Here is a 19812-nt window from a genome sequence, read left to right on the forward strand (position 1 = left end):
TTCTCGACCTCGCTTGAACCCAACGACGCTTCGGCCATATCCTGACCGCTTTCACCCCACAAGAATAAAATCATGATCTTCACGCCCCACACGCCCGCGCTGCGGCGCGTCTGCATTCTGGCCACCGACCAGGTCATGGCCTCGACCCTGATGCAGGCCAAGGACTTCTTCCACATGGCCAGCCTGCGTTATGGCAAGCAGATGGGCCTGGAACGCCACGCCCTCTTCGAGACACGCCTGGTCAGCCCGGATGCGCTACCGGTGCGCAGTTTCAGTGACGTCATGCTGCCCGTGGACGGTGGCCTCGAAGATGCCGACCTGATCATCCTGCCTGCCTGCTGGGGCGACTTCGACAGCGCTGCCGCGCGCTACCCCCAAGTGCTGCCCTGGCTATGCGCTCAACACGCGCGCGGCGCTGTGCTGTGCGGTGAGGCGAGCGGCGTGTTCTGGCTGGCCGCCAGTGGCTTGCTGGACGGCAAGGAGGCAACCACCTACTGGCGTTTCTTCGAGGAATTCAGACAGCGCTTTCCAAGCGTTCGGCTCAATCAGGACAAGCACCTGACCGACGCCGACAACCTGTTCTGCGCCGGCGGACCGGTATCGGCCTGTGACCTGTACATTCACCTGATCGAGCGGTTCTGTGGCGCCCACGTGGCTCAGGCGGTCTCGCGCGATACCCTGTACGAGGTGCAGCGCAGCTATACACCTGGACGCATCGGCTTCGGCGGGCAGAAGCTGCATCGCGACGTGCCGATCCTGCATATACAGCAATGGCTGGAAGAGCATTTCGCCGAGAAATTCCGCTTCGAAGATGTCGCACGCGAACGCGGCATGAGCATTCGCAACTTCATGCGTCGCTTCCATGCCGCCACCGGTGACAAGCCGCTGCACTACCTGCAGCGATTGCGCATCGAAACCGCCAAGGGGCTGTTGTCGGGTACCCGCAAGAGCGTCAAGACCATCAGCTACGAGGTGGGCTACGACGATGCCAGTTTCTTCGCCAGGCTGTTCCGCCAGCACACCGAACTGTCGCCCAACGGCTATCGCCAGCAGTTCATGCAGGAGGCCTGAACGATAGCGCCGTGCCCTTCGCGGCCGCCGACCGCTCCTACCGGGAGTTGTAGGAGCGGTCAGCGGCCGCGAAGGGCGCAACATCGGACCGCTCCCACACAAGTCCGTGCCAAGCAGGAATTTTGTAGGAGCGGTCAGCGGCCGCGAACCAGGCGCCGCGGTATGTCAGGGCTTGTGTGCGCGCGACAGGAACTCGTGGGACTGCATCTCCAACAGTCGGCTCAAGGTGCGCTGGAACTCGAAGTTCAAACGCCCGCCGGTGTACAGGTCCTTGAGTTCCACTTCGGCCGAGATGATCAGCTTCACGTTGCGATCATAGAACTCATCGACCATGTTGATGAAGCGGCGAGCGATATCGTCGGTGGTCACGCTCATCTGCTCGACACCGCTGAGCAGCACGGCGTTGAAGATCTTGCCCAACTCGATGTAGTCGTTCTGGCTGCGCGGGCCATCGCACAGCTCGCGGAATTCAAACCAGGCCACGTCATCGCAGGTGCGCAGCGCACGGATCTCGCGGTTCTCGATCATCAAGGGATCGTTCTCGACCACCTTGGTGCTGTTGTGCGTCAGCGCCTTGAAGCTTTCGCGCATGCTGGCCTGAGCCGCCTCATCGAGCGGCGAATGGAACAATTCGGCCTGTTCCAGGTGGCGCAGGCGATAGTCGACGCCGCTGTCGACGTTGACGATCTCGGTGTGTTCCTTGATCAGCGCGATCGCCGGCAGGAAACGCGCTCGCTGCAGGCCATCCTTGTACAAGCCATCGGGCACGATGTTGGACGTCGCCACCAGCGTCACGCCGTTCTTGAACAGCTCTTCCATCAGGGTGCCGAGAATCATTGCATCGGTGATGTCCGAAACGAAGAATTCATCGAAGCAGATCACCCGCGCCTCATCGGAGAAGCGCTTGGCGATGACCGTCAGCGGGTTTTTCACATCCTTGAGGGTTTTCAGTTCCTCGTGCACGCGCTTCATGAAACGGTGAAAGTGCGTGCGCACCTTCTGCTCGAACGGCAAGGCATCGAAGAAGGTGTCGACCAGGTAGGTCTTGCCACGGCCAACGCCGCCCCAGAAGTAAATCCCCTTGACCAGCTTGGGTTCCTTCTTGCCGAACAGCTTGCCGAACACGCCTGGCTTGCTGGTGCCGGCAGCGACCAGGTCGTCGTACAGACGCTGCAGGTGGCGGACGGCATTTTCCTGGGCGGCGTCGTGGAAGAATTCGGGACGTTTGAGATCGGCTTGGTATCGTTCTAGGGGCGTCATATTCGTTAGCAAGGCAACAAAAACGGGCCGTCACTGTAGCGACGGCCCAGGATAATGGCAATGAGCTTTGCGACAGGGTGTCGCATCACTCCCCTTGAGGTTGCAGCGCCTGGCGCAATGCCTGGACGGCGGTATCGCGCGCTTCTGCCGTGGTGAACGACGGGCCGTCGGCCACGCAGGTGTCGTCCAGCCACAGCGTGAAGCTTTCGGCATCGCTGCGGATGTCCAGTTCATTACCCTGTTGCAGTTGCTTGCTGACCTGACCGGCTGCCTTGCCGTCGGGGAAGCTGCGCGACAGCAGCAGTTGTTCGCCGCCGGCATCGAGCAGGCGGAAGCGGAAGCTGCCATCGTCGTCACGAAAGCTGACGAAACGTGCGGTCTTGGCGGCTTTTTTCTTGCCAGCCGTGGTTACCTGGACCTGCTCGCGGAAAGAGCGCAGCCCCACCGCTTCACGCAGCTCACCCAGGAACGGCGTGGCGACGGCACGCGCTTTCGCAGCGCCCGCCAGGAGAATGTCCTCCAGTTCGGCCGGGCGTTCGATGAAGTGGTGATAGCGTTCGCGCGCCTCGCCCAGCTCGGCATCGAGCAGGCTGAACAGACGCGCCTTGGCTTCGCCCCAGCCCAGCCCTTCACGCAGCGCGGCATGGAACTCGGCGCTCTGCTCGGGCGTGGCGAACGCCTGAAACAGGGTAAACAGGTGCGAGTTGTCCGGATCCTTCGCCTCGCCTGGGGCGCGCGAGTCGGTGACGATGCGCGAGATCGCATCCTTCATGTCCTTGGCGCTGGTGAACAACGGAATGGTGTTGTCGTAGCTCTTGGACATCTTGCGCCCGTCCAGGCCTGGCAAGGTAGCGACGCTTTCCTCGATCAAGGCCTGGGGCATGACGAAGAACTCGCGGCCCTTGCCGAACAAATGGTTGAAGCGCTGGCCGATGTCGCGGGCCATTTCCACGTGCTGGATCTGGTCGCGACCGACCGGCACCTTGTGCGCGTTGAACATCAGGATGTCGGCGGCCATCAGCACCGGATAGCTGTACAAACCCATGGAAATGCCGGCATCCGGGTCTTCCCCGGCGGCCACGTTGTGGTCGACCGAGGCCTTGTAGGCGTGGGCACGGTTGAGCAGGCCCTTGGCAGCAACGCAGGTCAACAACCAGGTCAGCTCGGGGATTTCCGGAATATCGGACTGCCGGTAGAAGGTCACTCGTTCCACGTCCAGGCCCGATGCCAGCCAGGTGGCGGCGATTTCCAGACGCGAGCGCTGAATGCGCAGCGGGTCATCGCATTTGATCAGGGCGTGGTAGTCGGCCAGGAAATAGAACGAGTCGGCGTCACTCTGCCGACTGGCGACGATCGCCGGGCGAATGGCCCCGGCGTAGTTGCCCAGGTGAGGCGTGCCAGTGGTGGTGATACCGGTCAGGATACGAGTGGTCATGGGTCGGTTCTTGTTCAGGGGCCGTGGACAGGCATCAGTTCGAAAGGCGCGGCAGCAGCAGATCCTTGAGGTCGGTCAGCTTGCCGTGGAAAAAGTGCCCGCATTCTGCCACTTTCAGCAGCTCATGGGGGCGATCGAGGTTGTCGGACCAGTCGTAGACCAGCTGCGGATCAACCACTTCGTCGGCGTCCGGCTGGATCACGGTCAACGTGGCCTGTTGCGGCAGGCTTTCAGTCATCCGCATCACCGCAGGAGCGACCATGAACAGATGCTTCACCGCCTCGCCCTGGGCTTCCAGACGACCTGCCAGGGTGGCTGCAACGAAACCGCCAAATGAAAAGCCCAGAATCGTCAGCGGCAGCTCGGGGTGTTTCGCTCGCAGCCAGGCAGCCACGGCCTGGGCATCGTCGACCTCCCCCGTGCCCATGTCATGGCTGCCTGCGCTGGCGCCCACGCCCCGGTAGTTGAAGCGCAGGGTCGACAGGCCGACGTCGCGCGCGGTGCGTTGCAAGGTGGACACCACCTTGTTGAGCATGGTCCCGCCCTGTACCGGATTGGGGTGGCAGATCAACGCGATGCCGGTGGCATCGGCGGTGTCGAGGTACAACGCTTCGAGTGAGCCCGAGGGGCCGTCGATGAAAACTGCGGTTTCGCGGATGAGCAAGTGATGAACTCCGTGACCTCAAGAAGGGTCGACTCGTCTAGCTGGAAAGATTGCGTCCTGCGAATTTGCGCAAGCGCGCGGTATACAGCGCAGGTCCGAGCCGTTAACGTAAAGCAAAGCCGTTTATAGAGGAAGGACTCGTGGAACTCTCGCTCTTAGTTTGGTTGTTGCCGACCCTGGCCCTGGTGGTCGGTGTGGTCATCGGTTTTGCCGTCGCACGCCTGGCGCCTCGCGCCGTACCCAATGGCACGCAGCGTCAGCTCGATGACATCCAGGAACGTTTCGACACCTATCAGAACGAAGTGGTCACCCACTTCAACAGCACCGCGATCCTGGTCAAGAAACTGACCCAGAGCTATCAGGAAGTGCAGGATCACCTGGCCGAAGGCGCCGACCGTCTGGCCCTGGACGAGCTGACCCGTCAGCGCCTGCTGGCCGCCCTGCACTCGGACGCCCCGCAGCCTCACCGCGAGCGCCTCACGCCACCACGCGACGCCGAGCCGCCTCGCGACTACGCACCCAAGGCAGCGAACTCGCCTGGCATGCTGGACGAGCAGTATGGGTTGAAGCGTAAGTAGGTTTCACTGGCGCCGATCAAGAAGCGGGCCCTGTTTTCAGGTCCCGCTTTTTTTATGCCCGCTGCAGGGCCTCATGCTCCTACAGGCTCAGGTACACCTCGTCGCAAGGCGCCTTGATCTCCCGACGCAGAATGCCGATCACCTCGCGTCCGGCAGCTTCATCGGCCTTCTGCCGTTCCACGCCATCGAAGCGCTGATCCACGGTTTTCAGATGCGCCGTGGTGTATTGATCGCGGGGCGAGCGAAGCTCTCGGTAGTGAAAATGCGCGTACCACAACGGCGTTCCCGTGGTGTCGGCAATCAGGTATTCCTCGAGGAAACCCGACGAGCGCTTGAGCTTGCTGCGCCCGCCCACGCGGCCGATGCGCACGGCCTGCTCGCGGTAGAGGTAGTCGACCCGCGCAGCCGTGGGCGCCTGGCGCTTGATCATGTGGATACGAATCAGCCTGCCGTCCTTGACGAGTTGCCCGGCCTTGTCGCGGAACAACTGGGCGCGGCCATGGGCCGACGCGTGCTGGCTGGTGGCCTGGTCTACCGCGTTGTGCCGGGTGAGCTGCTGTTCGACGGCGTCGGCGCTGTCGTCTAGCTGGCGAGCGTAGAGGGTGAGTTGATCTTCGACCTCGCCCGGCAGGTAGTCTTTTTCGGCCTGTTTCCAGGCTTGCTTAAGCGCACTGTCAGCGCCCTGCAGCAACCGGTTGCCGCGACGAACCGCGGCATTGACCGACGTCGCCACTGCACGTGGCCGGGGCGCAGGTGCCACATCAAGCTGACGCCAGTTGCCTTCGGCCAGATCCTTGCCGAAGGAGGCGACGACCTTTTTCTCGATTGGATCGATGACATCGATGATGTCGCTGTCCGAGGGTTTGAGCTTGGGCCGTCGCTGGCCGACCACCAAGCCTCGACGGTGGGTCATGTACAGGTTTTTGTGGCGCACCTGCTGGCGCTGCTTGCGGGTCATCCTGAGCTGCTCGCGAACCAGTGGCACCAGCGACGCCTGCGCATCGTCGCGCAGCTCGGCGATCAGCGCGGCCAGGCGGTCGAACGCCGGACGATGCAACTGCTCTCCCAGCAGCTCGCCATGCAGGGTCAGTGCCTGCTGGGCCGCTTCATACTGCAAGTCCAGGCTGTTGAGCACTTCGACGCGGTCATTGAGGTTGTAGCTGGCGCTCTCCTCGAGGGCTGCATGGGTTTGCGCGGCCAACCGCACGGGCCCGGCCACCGACTCCATGATCCGCTCGGCTTCCTGCAACGCGGGGATCTTGCGGATGCAGGTCAGTGCCAGACCGTCGACCAGCAGACCGATCCAGCGCTGTATCGACAACTCTTGTATCCAGTCCACCTTGAGCTTTTTCAGGGCGGCCTCGCCTTCGAGGGGCATACGCTGAAGCTGGCGTTTCCAATCGGCCAGCTCCTTGCTCAGCTGTATCTGTTTATCCATCACCTCGGTGCTGTCGGCCACGAAGTCGAAGAACGCGGCGGACTGTACGGTATCGAGATCCGAGGCGTCGAGTGTCGCCGGCAGCCGGTCGGCCTGGTCCCGATACGCGATGCTCTTGTAGCGCAGATTGACGATCTCCTCCTGGGCCAGTTCGCACAGTTGGAACAGCGCCCCGGCCTGCTCCTTCGAACGATCGGCATAGGGGTCCAGTTCACTGAGTTTCTTGCTGGCACGCAGCACCGTGCGCAAGGCCCCGAGGTAGCTTTCGGTGGCCTCGCTCAGGGCCTCGCGCAGACCGGTCAGACGTTCGCTGTCCCCGGCCTGCATGGCACGTCCAAGCTTGCCGAGCACCCGGTCGACACGTTGGTGCAAGCCTGCACGCTGCTGGTTGAAAGCCACGACTTCAGCGTTGTAGGACACCATCAGCGCCTGGTTGCTGGCACGCAAGGCCGCGATGCGACGCTTGGGCCCGCCGCCGCGCAAACGCAGGCGCAGGTCCAGGCGCCAGCGTCCCACTTCGTCTCGCGCCAGCCAGGGTCCCGGGCGCTGCGGGCGTTTGCCGTCGACTATGCGCAACTGGTCTTCGTCGGCAGCCACCTCATAGAAGTGGCCGTCCAGGGCCAGCAACCAACGCTCGCCGTCCAACTGCAGGCCTTGATAGCGACCGTGCGCCAATGGCGGCGTCATGCTTGGCCCCGGTGTGGTGCGATAGGCCGCCAGAGCCTTGATCTGATCAGTGCCGAGCCGATGTTGCGCACTCGTCCAGGAAAAGCTCAGCGTGCCTTCGGAGTGGGCGATGGCATCCCGCGGTGCCGCCCAGGTACTGCGGACCGGCGCAGTGTTCTGCCGGCCTGCCGCAGGCTGGCCGAAACCTCGACCGGTCGGCGTCTGCCCAGCGTCATGGGCCAGCAGGACCAAGGCGATGTTGAACAGCAGGTCGAACATCTGATCATCGACCGCGGCAGGATCCCCCGCAGCCTGCGCAATCAGCGTGACGTTCGTCGCGGCCATCGCCTGCACCAGCCAGCCTGCCGTGGCCAGCGGTCCGGGGAGGACCGGCAACAAGGCGTTGAACAGCGTCCAGCCGAGCGCCTGAAACCCGATCCAGCGACTTTCCTCGCTGGATACCGATCGACGGTCCGCGACGTTGATCAAGGCCTGTACGTTGCTGCGGTACAGGTGCTCGAGCAACGGTGGGGCGATGTCTGTGAGTTGCAGCGCTGCAGGGGCCGGCGTGCTGATCGGGGCGAAATCCGAACCCTGCGCGAAACGCAGCAGATGCGGCTCGCGAAAGCCGCCGCTGGCATAGCGCGCACGAGCGCCCTCGCCCAACCAGTCCAGTACGCTGCGCTGCAGATCGCCCGGTTCGCTGATCGCGGCCATGAGCGCGGCAGCGCTGGTGTATTGGCTCAAGCAAGGTTTGAACAAGGGTCGGTAGAGCACCTGCACCCCGCTGCCGTCCAATGCGCCGAATACATACATGTTGCACACGACATCGACGTTCATGCCCGGTGCCGGCAGGAAACCCAGGCTGCGAAGGCCGATACGATGCCCGTCGACATCCAGGTCACCCAAGCCATTCATGACCTGTTCGACATACAGCCATCCCCGTTCGGTAAAGCCGTGCTCACCGCGGATGGTGTTCTCCAACGCCAGCAACGGCAACTGATAGGCCAGTTGCCGGGTGAACAGCTCCTGGCGACGTAGGGCCTGCACGGGGTCTTCGAGCAGTTGCCGATTCAGCAGCTTCAGGTAACGCCCGCCTACATCGGCGCGGGTTACCAGGGCTTCGATGGCGGTGGTATCGACCCAGTCCGGCAGCAACGCACCCGCGCGAGGCTTGATCAGCAGGTGCCCGCGGGGGCGGCCCGACAGGTTGAACAGAGCCAGTTCGGCAAGGCTGATCTGTTGATCTTCCAGGGCCATGTCGCCGGCATTGACCAGACTCAATTGCGCATTGGGCACGGTGAGAATGTGCACTTGAACGTCGTCGAGGTCGGCCAGCGGCTGGCCGGGATGGTCGGCTTCTATCTGTTCGACCAGGGTCGTCCGGGCAAAGGATTCAAGCGTGGGTATGGCATCGAGGAACGATGCGCCTTTCTGCTCATCGCGCACCATCGCCAACGCCGCCAGGTACAGGGAGAACGCGCGACGCTGGGTCAGACTGGCAGCTCGGAGCCACTGCGGCAGTGCACTGTGAAGCGCCTGGAGCCGGGCGCGTTCCTGGGCTGTGTCGAGGTCGAACAGGCTGGTGATGCTTTCGCAGCCCTCCGTCAGCGCTCGAGTGCCCAGGCGTTGTTGCTGGCAATAGACGCCCAGGGTCTGCAAGGCATTGAGTTGCTGCTCGAGAATCGCCTGTGCCTGCGCTTCGAAGATATCGCCATCAGGTGTATACAGGGCCAATTCCAAAGCCGAGCCGGTGAATTCGCGGCCCATGTGACCCGCGAAGGCATCCGCCAGCGCCTGCAGGTTGGCAAAGCCCTCCAAGCCGTTGACGGGGGTGTAGAGCAGCACGACCTCGCGCCCCTGCAAACCGAGGCGACGGCGGATGACCAGCGCGTGGGTCAGCTCGGCTTCCCGCTGCAGGCCTGCACCCGTCGCATGCACGCGGATCAGGCTGGCCTGGATCGGGTCACTTTCATGCCTGGCGCGCAGGCTGGCGGTGGGCATCGCCGCCAGCAACGAGGCCGCCGCCAGTTGCTCGCTGTCCAGGCGTCCGGCAGCTTTGTCCCGCTCGATACTGGCCTTCAGACGCGACTGCAGCGCCAAGGCCAGCCAGTGCCAGCGATCGCTGCCGTCTGCCTGGACCTGGTCCCAGTAATCGCACAGTGCCTGGCTGTAGGCGGTAATGATCTGCGGGCCCCACTCGTTGACGATGCCCTGCACCTGCACCAACGCCACCGGCAGGGCCGACGGAGGCGAGCCCAGCGGCTCATGTGCGAGCAGGTGATAGCCTTGAATCAGCCGGAGCTGCTCGGTATGGATGTAACGGTCGATCAGCACATCGATCAGCGCCAGCCGACGGTAGCGCTGGGCCTCATGCACAGCCGGGGCATCGGGCCTGGCCTGGGTGGCCAGCGGTTCGAGCAGCTGCAGGCGGTCGACGTCCAGTGCCAGGTCGGGGTATCGCGCCGACAGCTCGCTGGCGAGGATATTGCTGGCGACCTGGCGCAGGGTCGGCCGAGAGCAGAAATGTTTGCTCACGCTGCTGGCCAGTGGCGCAGCCTTGGCCACTTCGCCACTCAGGGAAAGGAGTTCAAGCATGGGTCGGTCCTTCGAGACAAATGAGCGCCTAGCAGGCGCTACCCTTGGCCTCGAAGGGTGGTAGACAGATAAGGCAGGCTGAAAAGACCGGAACCCGGATGCAGGAGCGGACGCTGTCCGCTCCTGCGGTTCCAGAAGGCCGAGGGCTTAGATCGCGCCGCGGCTGCGCAGCAGATCGAGCACCTGCTTGACGCCTTCATCGACCGACGAGGCCTGGGTGTCGATCACCAGATCGGCATTCAGCGGCACGTCATACGGGAAGGACTCGCCGGGGATGTTGTCCTGGTCGGCGGCGTACAGGCCCTGTGGATCGCGTTCGCGGCAGACCAGAGGCGAGGCCTGGACGTAGACGGTCACCAGCCGATCGGCACCGATCAGGTCGCGTGCCTGCTCGCGGCCGGCGGCGTCCGGCGCAACGAAGGCGGCCAGAGTCACCAGGCCCGCTTCGTTGAACTGCCGCGCCACGTGAGCGGCACGGCGCCAGTTCTCGGTGCGCCCGGCGCGGTCCTGTGGCAGACCCTTGTTCAGGTCATGTCGCAGGTTCTGCCCATCGAGCACGAATACCGCACGGCCCATGTCGAACAGTCTGCGTTCCACGGCGTAGGCCAAGGTGCTCTTGCCCGCACCCGAAAGACCGCTGAACAGCACGGTCGCCGGTTGCTGGCCGAAGCGCTGGGCGCGCTCGTCGGTGGTCACATGGGCGGAGCGACCATGAACCTTGCCACCCTGGCTGACGGCGGCCGGCGCGATGATCATGCCGGCGCCGACGGTGCCGTTGGTGAGACGGTCGATGATGATGAACGCACCGGTGGTGCGGTTGCTGTCGTAACCGTCCAGAGCGATGGCGCTGTCCAGCGACACCTTCACCTTGCCGATCTCGTTGAGCTGCAGCGCACTGCCCGGCCCTTCGGCCAGGGTGTTCACGTCGACCTTGTGGACGATGCTGGCGATCGAGCCCGGCACGTAGCTGGTGGCCCGCTTGATGTCGTATTTCTTGCCGGGCAGCATCGGCTCTTCGGCCATCCACACCAGCATGGCCTCGAAGCTGTCGGAGACGGTCGGCACATTGGCGGCATGCACCAGCAGATCGCCGCGAGAGATGTCGATCTCGTCTTCCATGGTCAGGGTGACCGCCTGGCCAGGGCCGGCGTGTTCCAGCTCACCTTCGAAGGTGACGATGGACTTCACCCGGCTGCTTTTGCCCGACGGCAGGACGACCACTTCATCGCCCTTGTGCACGATACCGCTGGCCAGGGTACCGGCGAAGCCGCGGAAGTTCAGGTTCGGCCGGTTGACGTACTGCACCGGGAAGCGCAGGTCGTCGAAGTTGCGATCGGCCGCGACTTCCACGGTTTCGAGGATTTCCATCAGGGTCTGGCCGGTGTACCACGGCGACTGCTCGCTGCGGTTGACCACGTTGTCGCCCTTGAGCGCCGACATCGGCACGAAGGCCAATGTGGTTGGCTGCAGGCTGATGGCCTCGGCGAACTTCAGGTAGTCGGCCTTGATCTGCTCGAACACGCCCTCATCGAAGCCCTTGAGGTCCATCTTGTTGATGGCCACGACGATGTGCTTGATGCCCAGCAAGGACGCGATGTAGCTGTGTCGACGGGTCTGGGTCTGCACACCGTAACGGGCATCGACCAGGATGATCGCCAGGTCGCAGGTGGACGCGCCGGTGGCCATGTTGCGCGTGTACTGCTCGTGGCCCGGGGTGTCGGCAATGATGAACTTACGCTTGGCCGTGGAAAAGTAACGGTAGGCGACATCGATGGTGATGCCCTGCTCGCGCTCGGCCTGCAGGCCGTCGACCAGCAACGCCAGGTCGACTTCTTCACCCGTGGTGCCGGATTTCTTCGAATCGCGGGTGATGGCTTCCAGATGATCTTCGTAGATCATCTTGGAGTCGTGCAGCAGGCGCCCGATCAGGGTGCTCTTGCCGTCGTCGACGTTGCCGCAGGTGAGGAAGCGCAGCAGTTCCTTGCGTTCGTGCTGAGCAAGGTAGGCGAGGATGTCCTCGCTGATCAATTCGGATTGGTGCGACATGTTCTGACCCTGCTCTAGAAATAGCCCTGACGTTTCTTGTCTTCCATGGAACCGGCGCCATCATGATCGATGACTCGGCCCTGGCGCTCGGACGTTCGCGTCAGGAGCATTTCCTGAATGATGTCGGTGAGGCTCTGCGCCTCGGACTCCACCGCGCCCGTCAACGGGTAGCAGCCAAGGGTACGGAAACGCACTTTCTTCTTGACGATGCTGGCCTTCTCTTCCTCGCTGAGGTGCTCGAGAATGCGCTCGTCGTCGATCATGATCAGCGTGCCGTTCTTCTCGATCACTTCGCGTTCGGCGGCGAAGTACAGCGGCACGATCGGGATGCCTTCCAGGTAGATGTACTGCCAGATGTCGAGCTCGGTCCAGTTCGACAAGGGGAATACGCGGATCGATTCGCCCTTGTTGACCTTGCCGTTGTAGACGTTCCACAACTCCGGACGCTGGTTCTTCGGGTCCCAGCGATGCTTGCTGTCACGGAACGAGTAGACCCGCTCCTTGGCCCGCGACTTCTCTTCGTCACGGCGCGCACCGCCGAAAGCGGCGTCGAAGCCATACTTGTCCAGCGCCTGCTTGAGGCCCTGGGTCTTCATGATGTCGGTGTGCTTGGAACTGCCGTGGGTGAAGGGGTTGATGCCCTGCGCCACACCTTCGGGATTGACGTGTACCAGCAGGTCCAGGCCCAGCTCCTCGACCATGCGGTCGCGGAACTTGTACATCTCCTGGAACTTCCACTGGGTGTCGACGTGCATCACCGGGAACGGCAGCTTGCCGGGGAAGAAGGCCTTGCGCGCCAGATGCAGCATCACGGCCGAGTCCTTGCCGATGGAATACAACATCACCGGGTTATCGAACTCAGCGGCCACCTCACGAATGATGTGGATGCTTTCCGCCTCCAGCTGTTTCAGATGCGTCAGTTTGTCGACCATGGCTACTCACGGAATACAGTCTTTATGGACGGCCTGCGGGCCGTGTTCGAGCCGGGCACTTTAACACGGCGTCCGGTTTGGTCATCGGGGGTGGTTAGATCGAAGGGGTATATCAATATACCTCGTGGTTTGGAGGGTTTCGTGTTTGGCGGGCAGAGGCTTGCCAGCCGACCCGATCCCACCGGCCCAGCTCCCATGAGATCACTAGGAGCACTGTGGGAGCGGGCTCTGCCCGCGAATCAGGCACCACCGTCCACCGATCAGACAGGATTGGGGCAGTCGATGAACACATGCTCGAGCGCGAAGCGCCGCGCCAGGTACTCACCCAGCGCCTGCACACCGTAGCGTTCGGTGGCGTGATGGCCGGCGGCGATGAAGCTGATGTCGTTCTCGCGGGCACTGTGAACGGTCTGTTCGGAAGCCTCGCCGCTGATGAACAGGTCCACACCGGCCGCGATCGCCCGGTCGATGTAACCCTGGCCGCCGCCGGTGCACCAGCCGACGCGGCGAATCTTTTCGCTGCCTTCGATCAGCAACGGTTCGCGGCCCAGCACTTCCTGCACGCGACGGGCGAAGTCGCGCGGATGCATGGGCTCGGGCAATGAACCGATCAGCCCCACGACCCGGCTGTCCGCCGGATCCAGCGGCCCTTCCACGGTGATTTCCAACTGCCGCGCCAGCTGCACGTTGTTGCCCACTTCGGCGTGCAGATCCAGCGGCAGGTGGTAGGCCAGCAAGCTGATATCGTGTTTGAGCAAGGTCTTCAGCCGCCGCTGTTTCATGCCGACCACGCAGGGGTTTTCGCCCTTCCAGAAATAACCATGGTGCACCAGCACCAGATCGGCCCTGGCATCCACCGCGGCATCGAGCAACGCCTGGCTAGCCGTCACGCCACTGACGATGCGCATGACCTGCGGGCGACCTTCCACCTGCAAACCATTGGGGCAGTAATCCTGGATCTTCGTGCTGCTCAGGTAACGGTCGGCTTCTTCGACCAACGTGTTCAGTGCCACAGCCATGAAAGTCTCCACAAAGGCAGTTCAGCGCGGCGCGAGCGCCCGTATAATGCCGGCCATTATGGCGCCCCTGCGCGCCGAAGAAACAGCCCCCCGCTACCCTTCAGGATCGTTCCCATGTTCAAGGCCTTGCGCTTCTTCGGTTGGCCACTGTTGACCGGCATATTGATCGCCCTGCTGGTGATCCTGCGCTTTCCGCAATGGGTCGGCCTGCCCAGCCAGGACGTCAACCTGCAGCAGGCGCCGCAAAGCGCCAGCGTCATCCAGGGCCCGGTGTCCTACGCCGACGCCGTAGCCATTGCAGCGCCCGCCGTGGCCAACCTGTACACCACCAAGGCGGTCAACAAAGGTGCCCACCCGCTGTTCGAAGATCCACAGTTCCGGCGGTTCTTCGGCGACAACCTGCCCAAGCAGCGTCGCTGGGAGTCGAGCCTGGGCTCGGCAGTGATCATGAGCCCCGAAGGCTACCTGCTCACCAACAACCATGTGACCGCCGGCGCCGACCAGATCGTGGTGGCCCTGAAAGACGGCCGGGAGACCCTGGCCCGGGTAATCGGCAGCGATCCGGAAACCGATCTGGCGGTGCTCAAGATCGATCTGAAGAACGTTCCGGCAATCACCATCGGCCGCTCCGACGGCATCCGTATCGGCGACGTCGCGCTGGCCATCGGTAACCCGTTCGGCGTCGGCCAGACCGTGACCATGGGCATCATCAGTGCCACCGGCCGCAACCAGCTGGGCCTCAATACCTACGAAGACTTCATCCAGACCGATGCGGCGATCAACCCCGGCAACTCCGGCGGCGCGCTGGTGGATGCCAACGGCAACCTGACCGGTATCAACACGGCCATCTTCTCCAAGTCCGGCGGTTCGCAAGGCATCGGCTTCGCAATCCCGACCAAGCTGGCGCTGGAGGTGATGAAGTCGATCATCGAACATGGCCAGGTGATCCGCGGCTGGTTGGGCATCGAAGTACAACCGATGACCGAGGAGCTGGCGGAGTCGTTCGGCATCAAGGATCGGCCAGGCATCGTCGTCGCCGGAGTGTTTCAGGGCGGCCCGGCCCACAAGGCCGGCCTGCAGTTGGGCGATGTCATCCTCAGCATCAATGGCGAGCCGGCCGGCGATGGTCGCCGCTCGATGAACCAGGTCGCCCGCACCAAGCCCGGCGACCGGATCGCCATCCAGGTGATGCGCAAGGGCAAGGAACTCACCCTCAACGCCGAAGTGGGCCTGCGCCCCCCACCAGCGCCGGCGGCGGTGAAGAAGGAGGAGAAGTAAGGTTGTGGGGTGAGGTAAAGAACCGTGTTTACTTGGCCCCTACCTCCAACCCTCTCTCTGAAAGACCGGGTTGAAGGACGAGACCCGTTCAATACGGATCTTCGCCTGCCGAAGGGAAAGTCGAACCAGCAGCGGCTTTCCTATTTGATACATGAAACAGACACTGCTTGGGGCAGCATGAGGTCTAGCAATGAAAGCTTATAAATCTCTACATTGGCAGACTGCAAAATTTGGCTGTTATATCTGAATACCAATAGCCACCGTCATACGCGATGCAAGCAACGAGAGTGCCCCTAAGGTCAATCTTGCAGTGCAAGCGCCGAGCTGTTACCGATGTGAATCCCTCGCTTGGCATATTTGTGGCTCCCTCCCAGATTATTCATCTCCAGCTTCATGAGAAGCCCTGGACACATCTTCAAACTTTGGCTGAGCGTCATTTTATCACCTGCATCTTGGCCGCGGCTCGACGTATGGCAGTAATGAAATAAGTGATCAGGGCCAATGTTAGAATCGCTACGCCAGCGTTGGTACCGCTCCACCCTACACTTACGAGCAACATGCCAGGAAGAAACGCTCCAGCAGTCGCCATGATGGCGATAATCAGGTCATTGATACCTTGGACTTTGATAGCCTCTTTTTTGCCTTCAAGTCGAAGGGCGAGCATCGCGCCTCCTGCTACATAGGTAAAATTCCAACCCACACCTAAAACAACCAATGCGATCAATATGGAAGCTTGTGACAGGTAAAATAAATTAATCATAGCTGATGTTGACAGTAGCACTAGCCCTAGCAAAACCAACCGATTGACACCCATTCGGGCAATCAGATATCCAGTGATGAAGGAAGGCGCAAACATAGCAAACACGTGCCACTGAATAGCTACACCGATGAGCTGAAAATGCGTGTGCATAGCCGCCATCTGTAAAGAGGCTTGAATCATGAGCAGGTTCATGAACCCATACCCCACTGCCGCAACAGTGATAGGCAGCGCCAGATCCCAGTTAGAACTATTTCGAAGCGGCACGGGTATTGCGCTATTGGCTGAATCTGTCATTTCAGCTATTGGCGTCACCTGATTGACGGCGGCGGATATGACCGCCAGTAGCACAAAAAAACCGTAGCACAGGGCAAAGTCGCTGAAGTCACCCACCGAACGAAGCAATGTCGCCACCCATGGACCAATGAAGGCTGCAACAACCCCCCCGGCAACGACCAAGGAAATAGCCTTGGCCTTCAGTGCGGCACTGAGCCCGTCGGTTGCGGCAAATCGATTGAAGTTTGCGAAAGCAATGTAGCCCCCTAATGCAGCATGAGAAACCATGACCCCATAAAAGCTACCCATCTGCAGGGCATAAAAGCCAGTGATACCGGACACCGCCAGTGCCAAACTGCCTAAATGAAAACCGGCCCGCCGGCCATAGACGCTCATGAATTTTGATGCTGGATAGGTTGCTAACATCAAAGACAGGAACTGCATGCCGTAGGGTAAAGTTGACCACTCCGGCGATGGAGCGAGTTGAGCGCCTATCACGGCAGCCATCGTCACCGACATGACTGCGGCCGTTAGATTGACAGACTGGGCTATGAAATAAAGATATGTCTTTAGAGGAAGCCTATCAAAGATCATAAATTTTCCTTTTTATAATTTCACATATAGCTTTTCTGATTGTATCGCCGCCAACTCACGAGCGAGCACTGGGCCTTATCGACTTTACGACATTCTCGGTACCATTGAGGGTTGCACGATGTTGAGCTGGGACATCCTCAGAGATAAGGCAATGTGCTCCAATCATCGTATCATTCCCAACCGAACCTAAGACAGCTCATAAACTTAATTGGCCAATCGATAGTGCAACACTGCCGCATAAGAGGTGTAATTTTTCGCTACAAACTCAAGATCACGCTGAGAATCTGGATCTTTCGACGCGAACGCTTTTAAATTCTCATAGACTTCTTGTGTAACAGAATAAAAATCTTGCCTCCTGAATATCTCCACAGCATCTTCCTTAGCGATGCATTCAAGCACACCCGTCTTCAAAAGTTGCTCTACCGTGCATCGAGCAAACTTACACTGCTCAGCGGTGAATGTGAGACCCAGCGATTCTTGATGTTGTATATCGATTGGATGTGCTCCGCAAAGCGCTCAAGAAGTTGTGCAGCTTGCACAACACAGGCTCAAAGAGGAATTTTGAATTGTTTCCTGATGCGAACGTGCAGGTACCTTACCTGCGCATCACGGCTAGGGACAAGGAAGAGACATTCCGGTTTTGGGATTGGATGGAACTAGGTGTCAGATTAAAGCGGACCGCTGAGACCCGCGTTGCCGCCCCTATGTCCACTCCTTTTTTGAGGAGGTATAGGGGCAACGACAGCTAGCGCCGATCAGATCTTGGTGATCCCGATCCAGATGATGCGCAGGGCATGGAACTCACCCTCAACGCCGAAGTGGGCCTGCGCCCCCCGCCAGCGCCGGCGGCGGTGAAGAAGGAGGAGAAGTAGGGATGTAGTGAAAAACGGATGGCGGTTGGCTATCGCATGCAACCTCGGTCACGTCATTTCTATCGGATGTAACACACCTATACACGCTCGAAGTTTTTATTCGCACAGAAGTATCGACCGTCATACTCATGATTATTACGCTCACCTGATAATTATCTTGGCCGCCCGGCGTTTAGCGAAAAGCGCACTGCGGTCTGAAAATATAAGATCACCCCTGTTTTGCGTGTAAAAATATAGTTACCCAGGAACATGCAATCGTAGCTAGCCTGTTTTCTTGCCACACACACGGAGAAAATGGATCATGACTAACATAACGCCTACGACCACACCTCTGGCGCTGCCAGGGAATCTGTTCCAGAACGCAGAGTTCGAACAAGGTTTCACCCACTGGATCACGGACGACAAAGGGGACCCCGCCAACTGCACCTCTTCACCGCCTGGCGCGACTCTGGTCAATCAGGCCAGCATCAGGCAGGGAGTGACCATAGAAGCGAGAGCCAAACAGTACACGTTCAGAATGATCGCCTTGGGGTTCAATAGCTCATCAAAGGCTAACCATGCATTGGCTGAAGTCGGCCGTGTCGTCATCAAGGAAAATAATACAGAGGTAGCAAGTTTCTACCTGAAGACAGGCGCGTTCATATACGAGCTCGAACATGTAACCCAACCGGCGACGACTCATCTGGAAGTCGTAATCAGCTCTGAAGCAAGCACCCCTGTACAGTTCTGGAGTCCCAGCCTCGTCGATGACTTTCCCAATCCCGACGAACTCATCAAGGATAGCCAGTTCGAGCGTCCAAATACGGACTGGAGAGGAGGAGGCGAGTGGCAGCACGGCGGCGTGCAACTGGCCAACGGCCAACGCGTCAGCCAGTTGGTCACTCGCATCGAACCTGGCAGTCATTACGTGATTACCTATACGGTGATGCCCTTCATCAATCCTATAGGCGAGGAGGAAAACTTCGCCTTCGGCAGGATATCGGGCAGTGGTGGGGTCCCCTACACAGATATCACGTCCAGTGAGTCGATAGCGCCAATACCCTTCACGGCTACTCAGAACACCTTGTCAATCACACTTGACGGGCCTCGTATCCGTTTCGGGTCATTCTCCTTGAAAAAACGCTAGGCGATGAACACACTGCCGGCAGCACTCAGGTCTTGTGCGAAGCATTAGCCGGCTGACAACTTATCCTGCTGTCCCGCGCCCTATACCGGCAGCCTAACCGACCTGGGAAGTCTGCCGGTCAAGCGGCTTGTTCAACCCAGCCGCTTTTATCTTCTTGCTCACAGGGCATCCAGCAACGCCTGGTTCTGTTCCGGAGTACCGATGCTGATGCGCAGGAATTGCGCGATGCGTTCCTGCTTGAAATGGCGCACGATCACGCCCTTTTCGCGCAAGCGGGCGGCGATGGCTGCAGCGTCCTGATCGGGGTGGCGGGCGAAGATGAAGTTGGCTGCCGAGGGCAGTACCTCGAATCCATGTTCATTCAGCCCTTGCACCAGTTTTTCGCGACTGGCGATCACCTTGGCGCAGGTGTCTTCGAAGTAGGCCTTGTCGGCAAACGCTGCGGCGGCGCCGGCGACCGCCACTCGGTCGATCGGATAGGAGTTGAAGCTGTTCTTGATGCGCTCCAACGCTTCGATCAGGTCCGGGTGGCCGACCGCGAGCCCTACCCGCAGGCCGGCCAGCGAACGGGATTTGGAGACAGTCTGGGTGACGAGCAGGTTCGGATAACGATCGACCAGGGTGATCGCGGTTTCACCGCCGAAATCGACGTAGGCTTCATCCACCACCACCACCGAGTCCGGGCTGGCCTGAACAATCTGCTCGACCGCTTCGAGCGGTAACAGGCAGCCAGTGGGTGCGTTCGGGTTGGGGAAGATGATCCCGGCGTTGGGCCTGGCGTAGTCTTGTGGCCGGATCTGGAATTGCTCGTCCAGCGGCACGGCCTCGAAGGCAATACCGTACAAGCCGCAATAGACCGGATAGAAGCTGTAGCTGATGTCCGGGAACAACAGCGGCTGGTCATGCTGGAACAGGCCGTGGAAGATGTGCGCCAGCACTTCGTCCGAGCCGTTGCCCAGGAACACCTGGTTGGTTTGCACCCCGTAATAGTCCGCCACGGCTTGCTTGAGCAGGTCGCTGTTGGGATCCGGGTACAAACGCAGGGCGTCACACAGCTCGGCGCGCATGGCCTCGATCGCCTTGGGCGATGGGCCGTAGGGGTTCTCGTTGGTGTTGAGCTTGACCAGGTTGGCAACCTTGGGCTGCTCGCCGGGCACATAGGGCACCAGGTTCTTGACGAAGGGACTCCAGAATCTGCTCAT

Annotated in this window: 13 protein-coding genes and 1 pseudogene; 4 read left to right on the forward strand and 10 right to left on the reverse strand. The window is 60.7% G+C overall.

The genetic code is table 11. The features are described from left to right. Positions 1-174 precede the first annotated feature (174 nt). Positions 175-1071 carry a helix-turn-helix domain-containing protein gene (locus H7993_RS08430; protein WP_185794209.1) on the forward strand — a complete coding sequence of 299 codons (897 nt, stop codon included), beginning with the start codon at positions 175-177 and terminating at the stop codon, positions 1069-1071. A gap of 165 nt (positions 1072-1236) precedes the next feature. Here H7993_RS08430 and zapE read toward each other — a convergent pair whose 3' ends face one another. The 3 genes from zapE to H7993_RS08445 all read right to left on the reverse strand — a co-directional run bounded on the left by zapE (position 1237) and on the right by H7993_RS08445 (position 4430). Next, the gene (gene zapE / locus H7993_RS08435) at positions 1237-2331 is read right to left on the reverse strand and encodes a cell division protein ZapE (protein WP_122479484.1); all 1095 of its coding nucleotides are present in this window, start codon (positions 2329-2331) and stop codon (positions 1237-1239) included. 85 nt (positions 2332-2416) lie between these two features. Further along, positions 2417-3766 (reverse strand): tryptophan--tRNA ligase, encoded by a 1350-nt coding sequence (locus tag H7993_RS08440; protein ID WP_185794039.1) that lies wholly within the window; start codon positions 3764-3766, stop codon positions 2417-2419. A 34-nt stretch (positions 3767-3800) separates the two neighbouring features. Continuing rightward, on the reverse strand, positions 3801-4430 hold the full coding sequence (locus H7993_RS08445) for an alpha/beta hydrolase (RefSeq protein WP_122479486.1): 630 nt from the start codon (positions 4428-4430) through the stop codon (positions 3801-3803). A 140-nt stretch (positions 4431-4570) separates the two neighbouring features. On the opposite strand from H7993_RS08445, the gene H7993_RS08450 reads away from it, so the two are divergent. After that, positions 4571-5008, forward strand: coding sequence for a Z-ring associated ZapG family protein (locus tag H7993_RS08450; RefSeq protein ID WP_049860598.1), 438 nt, complete (start codon positions 4571-4573; stop codon positions 5006-5008). A gap of 79 nt (positions 5009-5087) precedes the next feature. Here H7993_RS08450 and H7993_RS08455 read toward each other — a convergent pair whose 3' ends face one another. The 4 genes from H7993_RS08455 to H7993_RS08470 all read right to left on the reverse strand — a co-directional run bounded on the left by H7993_RS08455 (position 5088) and on the right by H7993_RS08470 (position 13707). Continuing rightward, a complete protein-coding gene (locus H7993_RS08455) occupies positions 5088-9710 on the reverse strand; it encodes a hypothetical protein (RefSeq protein WP_185794040.1) in 4623 nt (1540 codons plus the stop codon). Positions 9711-9857: 147 nt separating this feature from the next. After that, on the reverse strand, positions 9858-11756 hold the full coding sequence (cysN, locus tag H7993_RS08460; RefSeq protein WP_185794041.1) for a sulfate adenylyltransferase subunit CysN: 1899 nt from the start codon (positions 11754-11756) through the stop codon (positions 9858-9860). 14 nt (positions 11757-11770) lie between these two features. After that, a complete protein-coding gene (cysD, locus tag H7993_RS08465; protein WP_122479489.1) occupies positions 11771-12688 on the reverse strand; it encodes a sulfate adenylyltransferase subunit CysD in 918 nt (305 codons plus the stop codon). A gap of 260 nt (positions 12689-12948) precedes the next feature. Beyond that, positions 12949-13707: a Nif3-like dinuclear metal center hexameric protein gene (locus H7993_RS08470; RefSeq protein WP_122479490.1), complete on the reverse strand. Its 759-nt coding sequence runs from the start codon at positions 13705-13707 to the stop codon at positions 12949-12951. Positions 13708-13821: 114 nt separating this feature from the next. On the opposite strand from H7993_RS08470, the gene algW reads away from it, so the two are divergent. Next, a complete protein-coding gene (gene algW, locus H7993_RS08475; RefSeq protein WP_122479491.1) occupies positions 13822-14985 on the forward strand; it encodes a Do family serine endopeptidase AlgW in 1164 nt (387 codons plus the stop codon). A 433-nt stretch (positions 14986-15418) separates the two neighbouring features. Here the strand turns inward: algW and H7993_RS08480 are convergent, their stop codons facing one another. Beyond that, positions 15419-16612 carry an MFS transporter gene (locus H7993_RS08480; RefSeq protein WP_206682971.1) on the reverse strand — a complete coding sequence of 398 codons (1194 nt, stop codon included), beginning with the start codon at positions 16610-16612 and terminating at the stop codon, positions 15419-15421. 207 nt (positions 16613-16819) lie between these two features. Further along, positions 16820-16924 (reverse strand): annotated as a pseudogene (locus tag H7993_RS20920) (serine O-acetyltransferase); the annotation flags it as partial. A gap of 861 nt (positions 16925-17785) precedes the next feature. Between H7993_RS20920 and H7993_RS08485 the strand changes: the two are divergent. After that, entirely contained in the window at positions 17786-18610 is an 825-nt protein-coding gene (locus tag H7993_RS08485) for a hypothetical protein (RefSeq protein WP_185794042.1), read from the forward strand. A 158-nt stretch (positions 18611-18768) separates the two neighbouring features. Here H7993_RS08485 and hisC read toward each other — a convergent pair whose 3' ends face one another. Then, positions 18769-19812 (reverse strand): histidinol-phosphate transaminase, encoded by a 1044-nt coding sequence (hisC, locus tag H7993_RS08490; protein WP_185794043.1) that lies wholly within the window; start codon positions 19810-19812, stop codon positions 18769-18771.

This window comes from Pseudomonas baltica (assembly GCF_014235765.1).
GTDB classification, from domain to species: Bacteria; Pseudomonadota; Gammaproteobacteria; order Pseudomonadales; family Pseudomonadaceae; genus Aquipseudomonas; species Aquipseudomonas baltica.

Excerpts from the sequence above, each read along its gene's own strand:
- H7993_RS08430 (WP_185794209.1), top strand. The coding sequence starts at position 175 with ATGGCCAGCCTGCGTTATGGCAAGCAGATGGGCCTGGAACGCCACGCC.
- zapE (WP_122479484.1), bottom strand. The coding sequence starts at position 2,331 with ATGACGCCCCTAGAACGATACCAAGCCGATCTCAAACGTCCCGAATTC.
- H7993_RS08440 (WP_185794039.1), bottom strand. The coding sequence starts at position 3,766 with ATGACCACTCGTATCCTGACCGGTATCACCACCACTGGCACGCCTCAC.
- H7993_RS08455 (WP_185794040.1), bottom strand. The coding sequence starts at position 9,710 with ATGCTTGAACTCCTTTCCCTGAGTGGCGAAGTGGCCAAGGCTGCGCCA.
- cysN (WP_185794041.1), bottom strand. The coding sequence starts at position 11,756 with ATGTCGCACCAATCCGAATTGATCAGCGAGGACATCCTCGCCTACCTT.
- cysD (WP_122479489.1), bottom strand. The coding sequence starts at position 12,688 with ATGGTCGACAAACTGACGCATCTGAAACAGCTGGAGGCGGAAAGCATC.
- H7993_RS08470 (WP_122479490.1), bottom strand. The coding sequence starts at position 13,707 with ATGGCTGTGGCACTGAACACGTTGGTCGAAGAAGCCGACCGTTACCTG.
- algW (WP_122479491.1), top strand. The coding sequence starts at position 13,822 with ATGTTCAAGGCCTTGCGCTTCTTCGGTTGGCCACTGTTGACCGGCATA.
- H7993_RS08480 (WP_206682971.1), bottom strand. The coding sequence starts at position 16,612 with ATGATCTTTGATAGGCTTCCTCTAAAGACATATCTTTATTTCATAGCC.
- H7993_RS08485 (WP_185794042.1), top strand. The coding sequence starts at position 17,786 with ATGACTAACATAACGCCTACGACCACACCTCTGGCGCTGCCAGGGAAT.
- hisC (WP_185794043.1), bottom strand. The coding sequence starts at position 19,812 with ATGAGCAGATTCTGGAGTCCCTTCGTCAAGAACCTGGTGCCCTATGTG.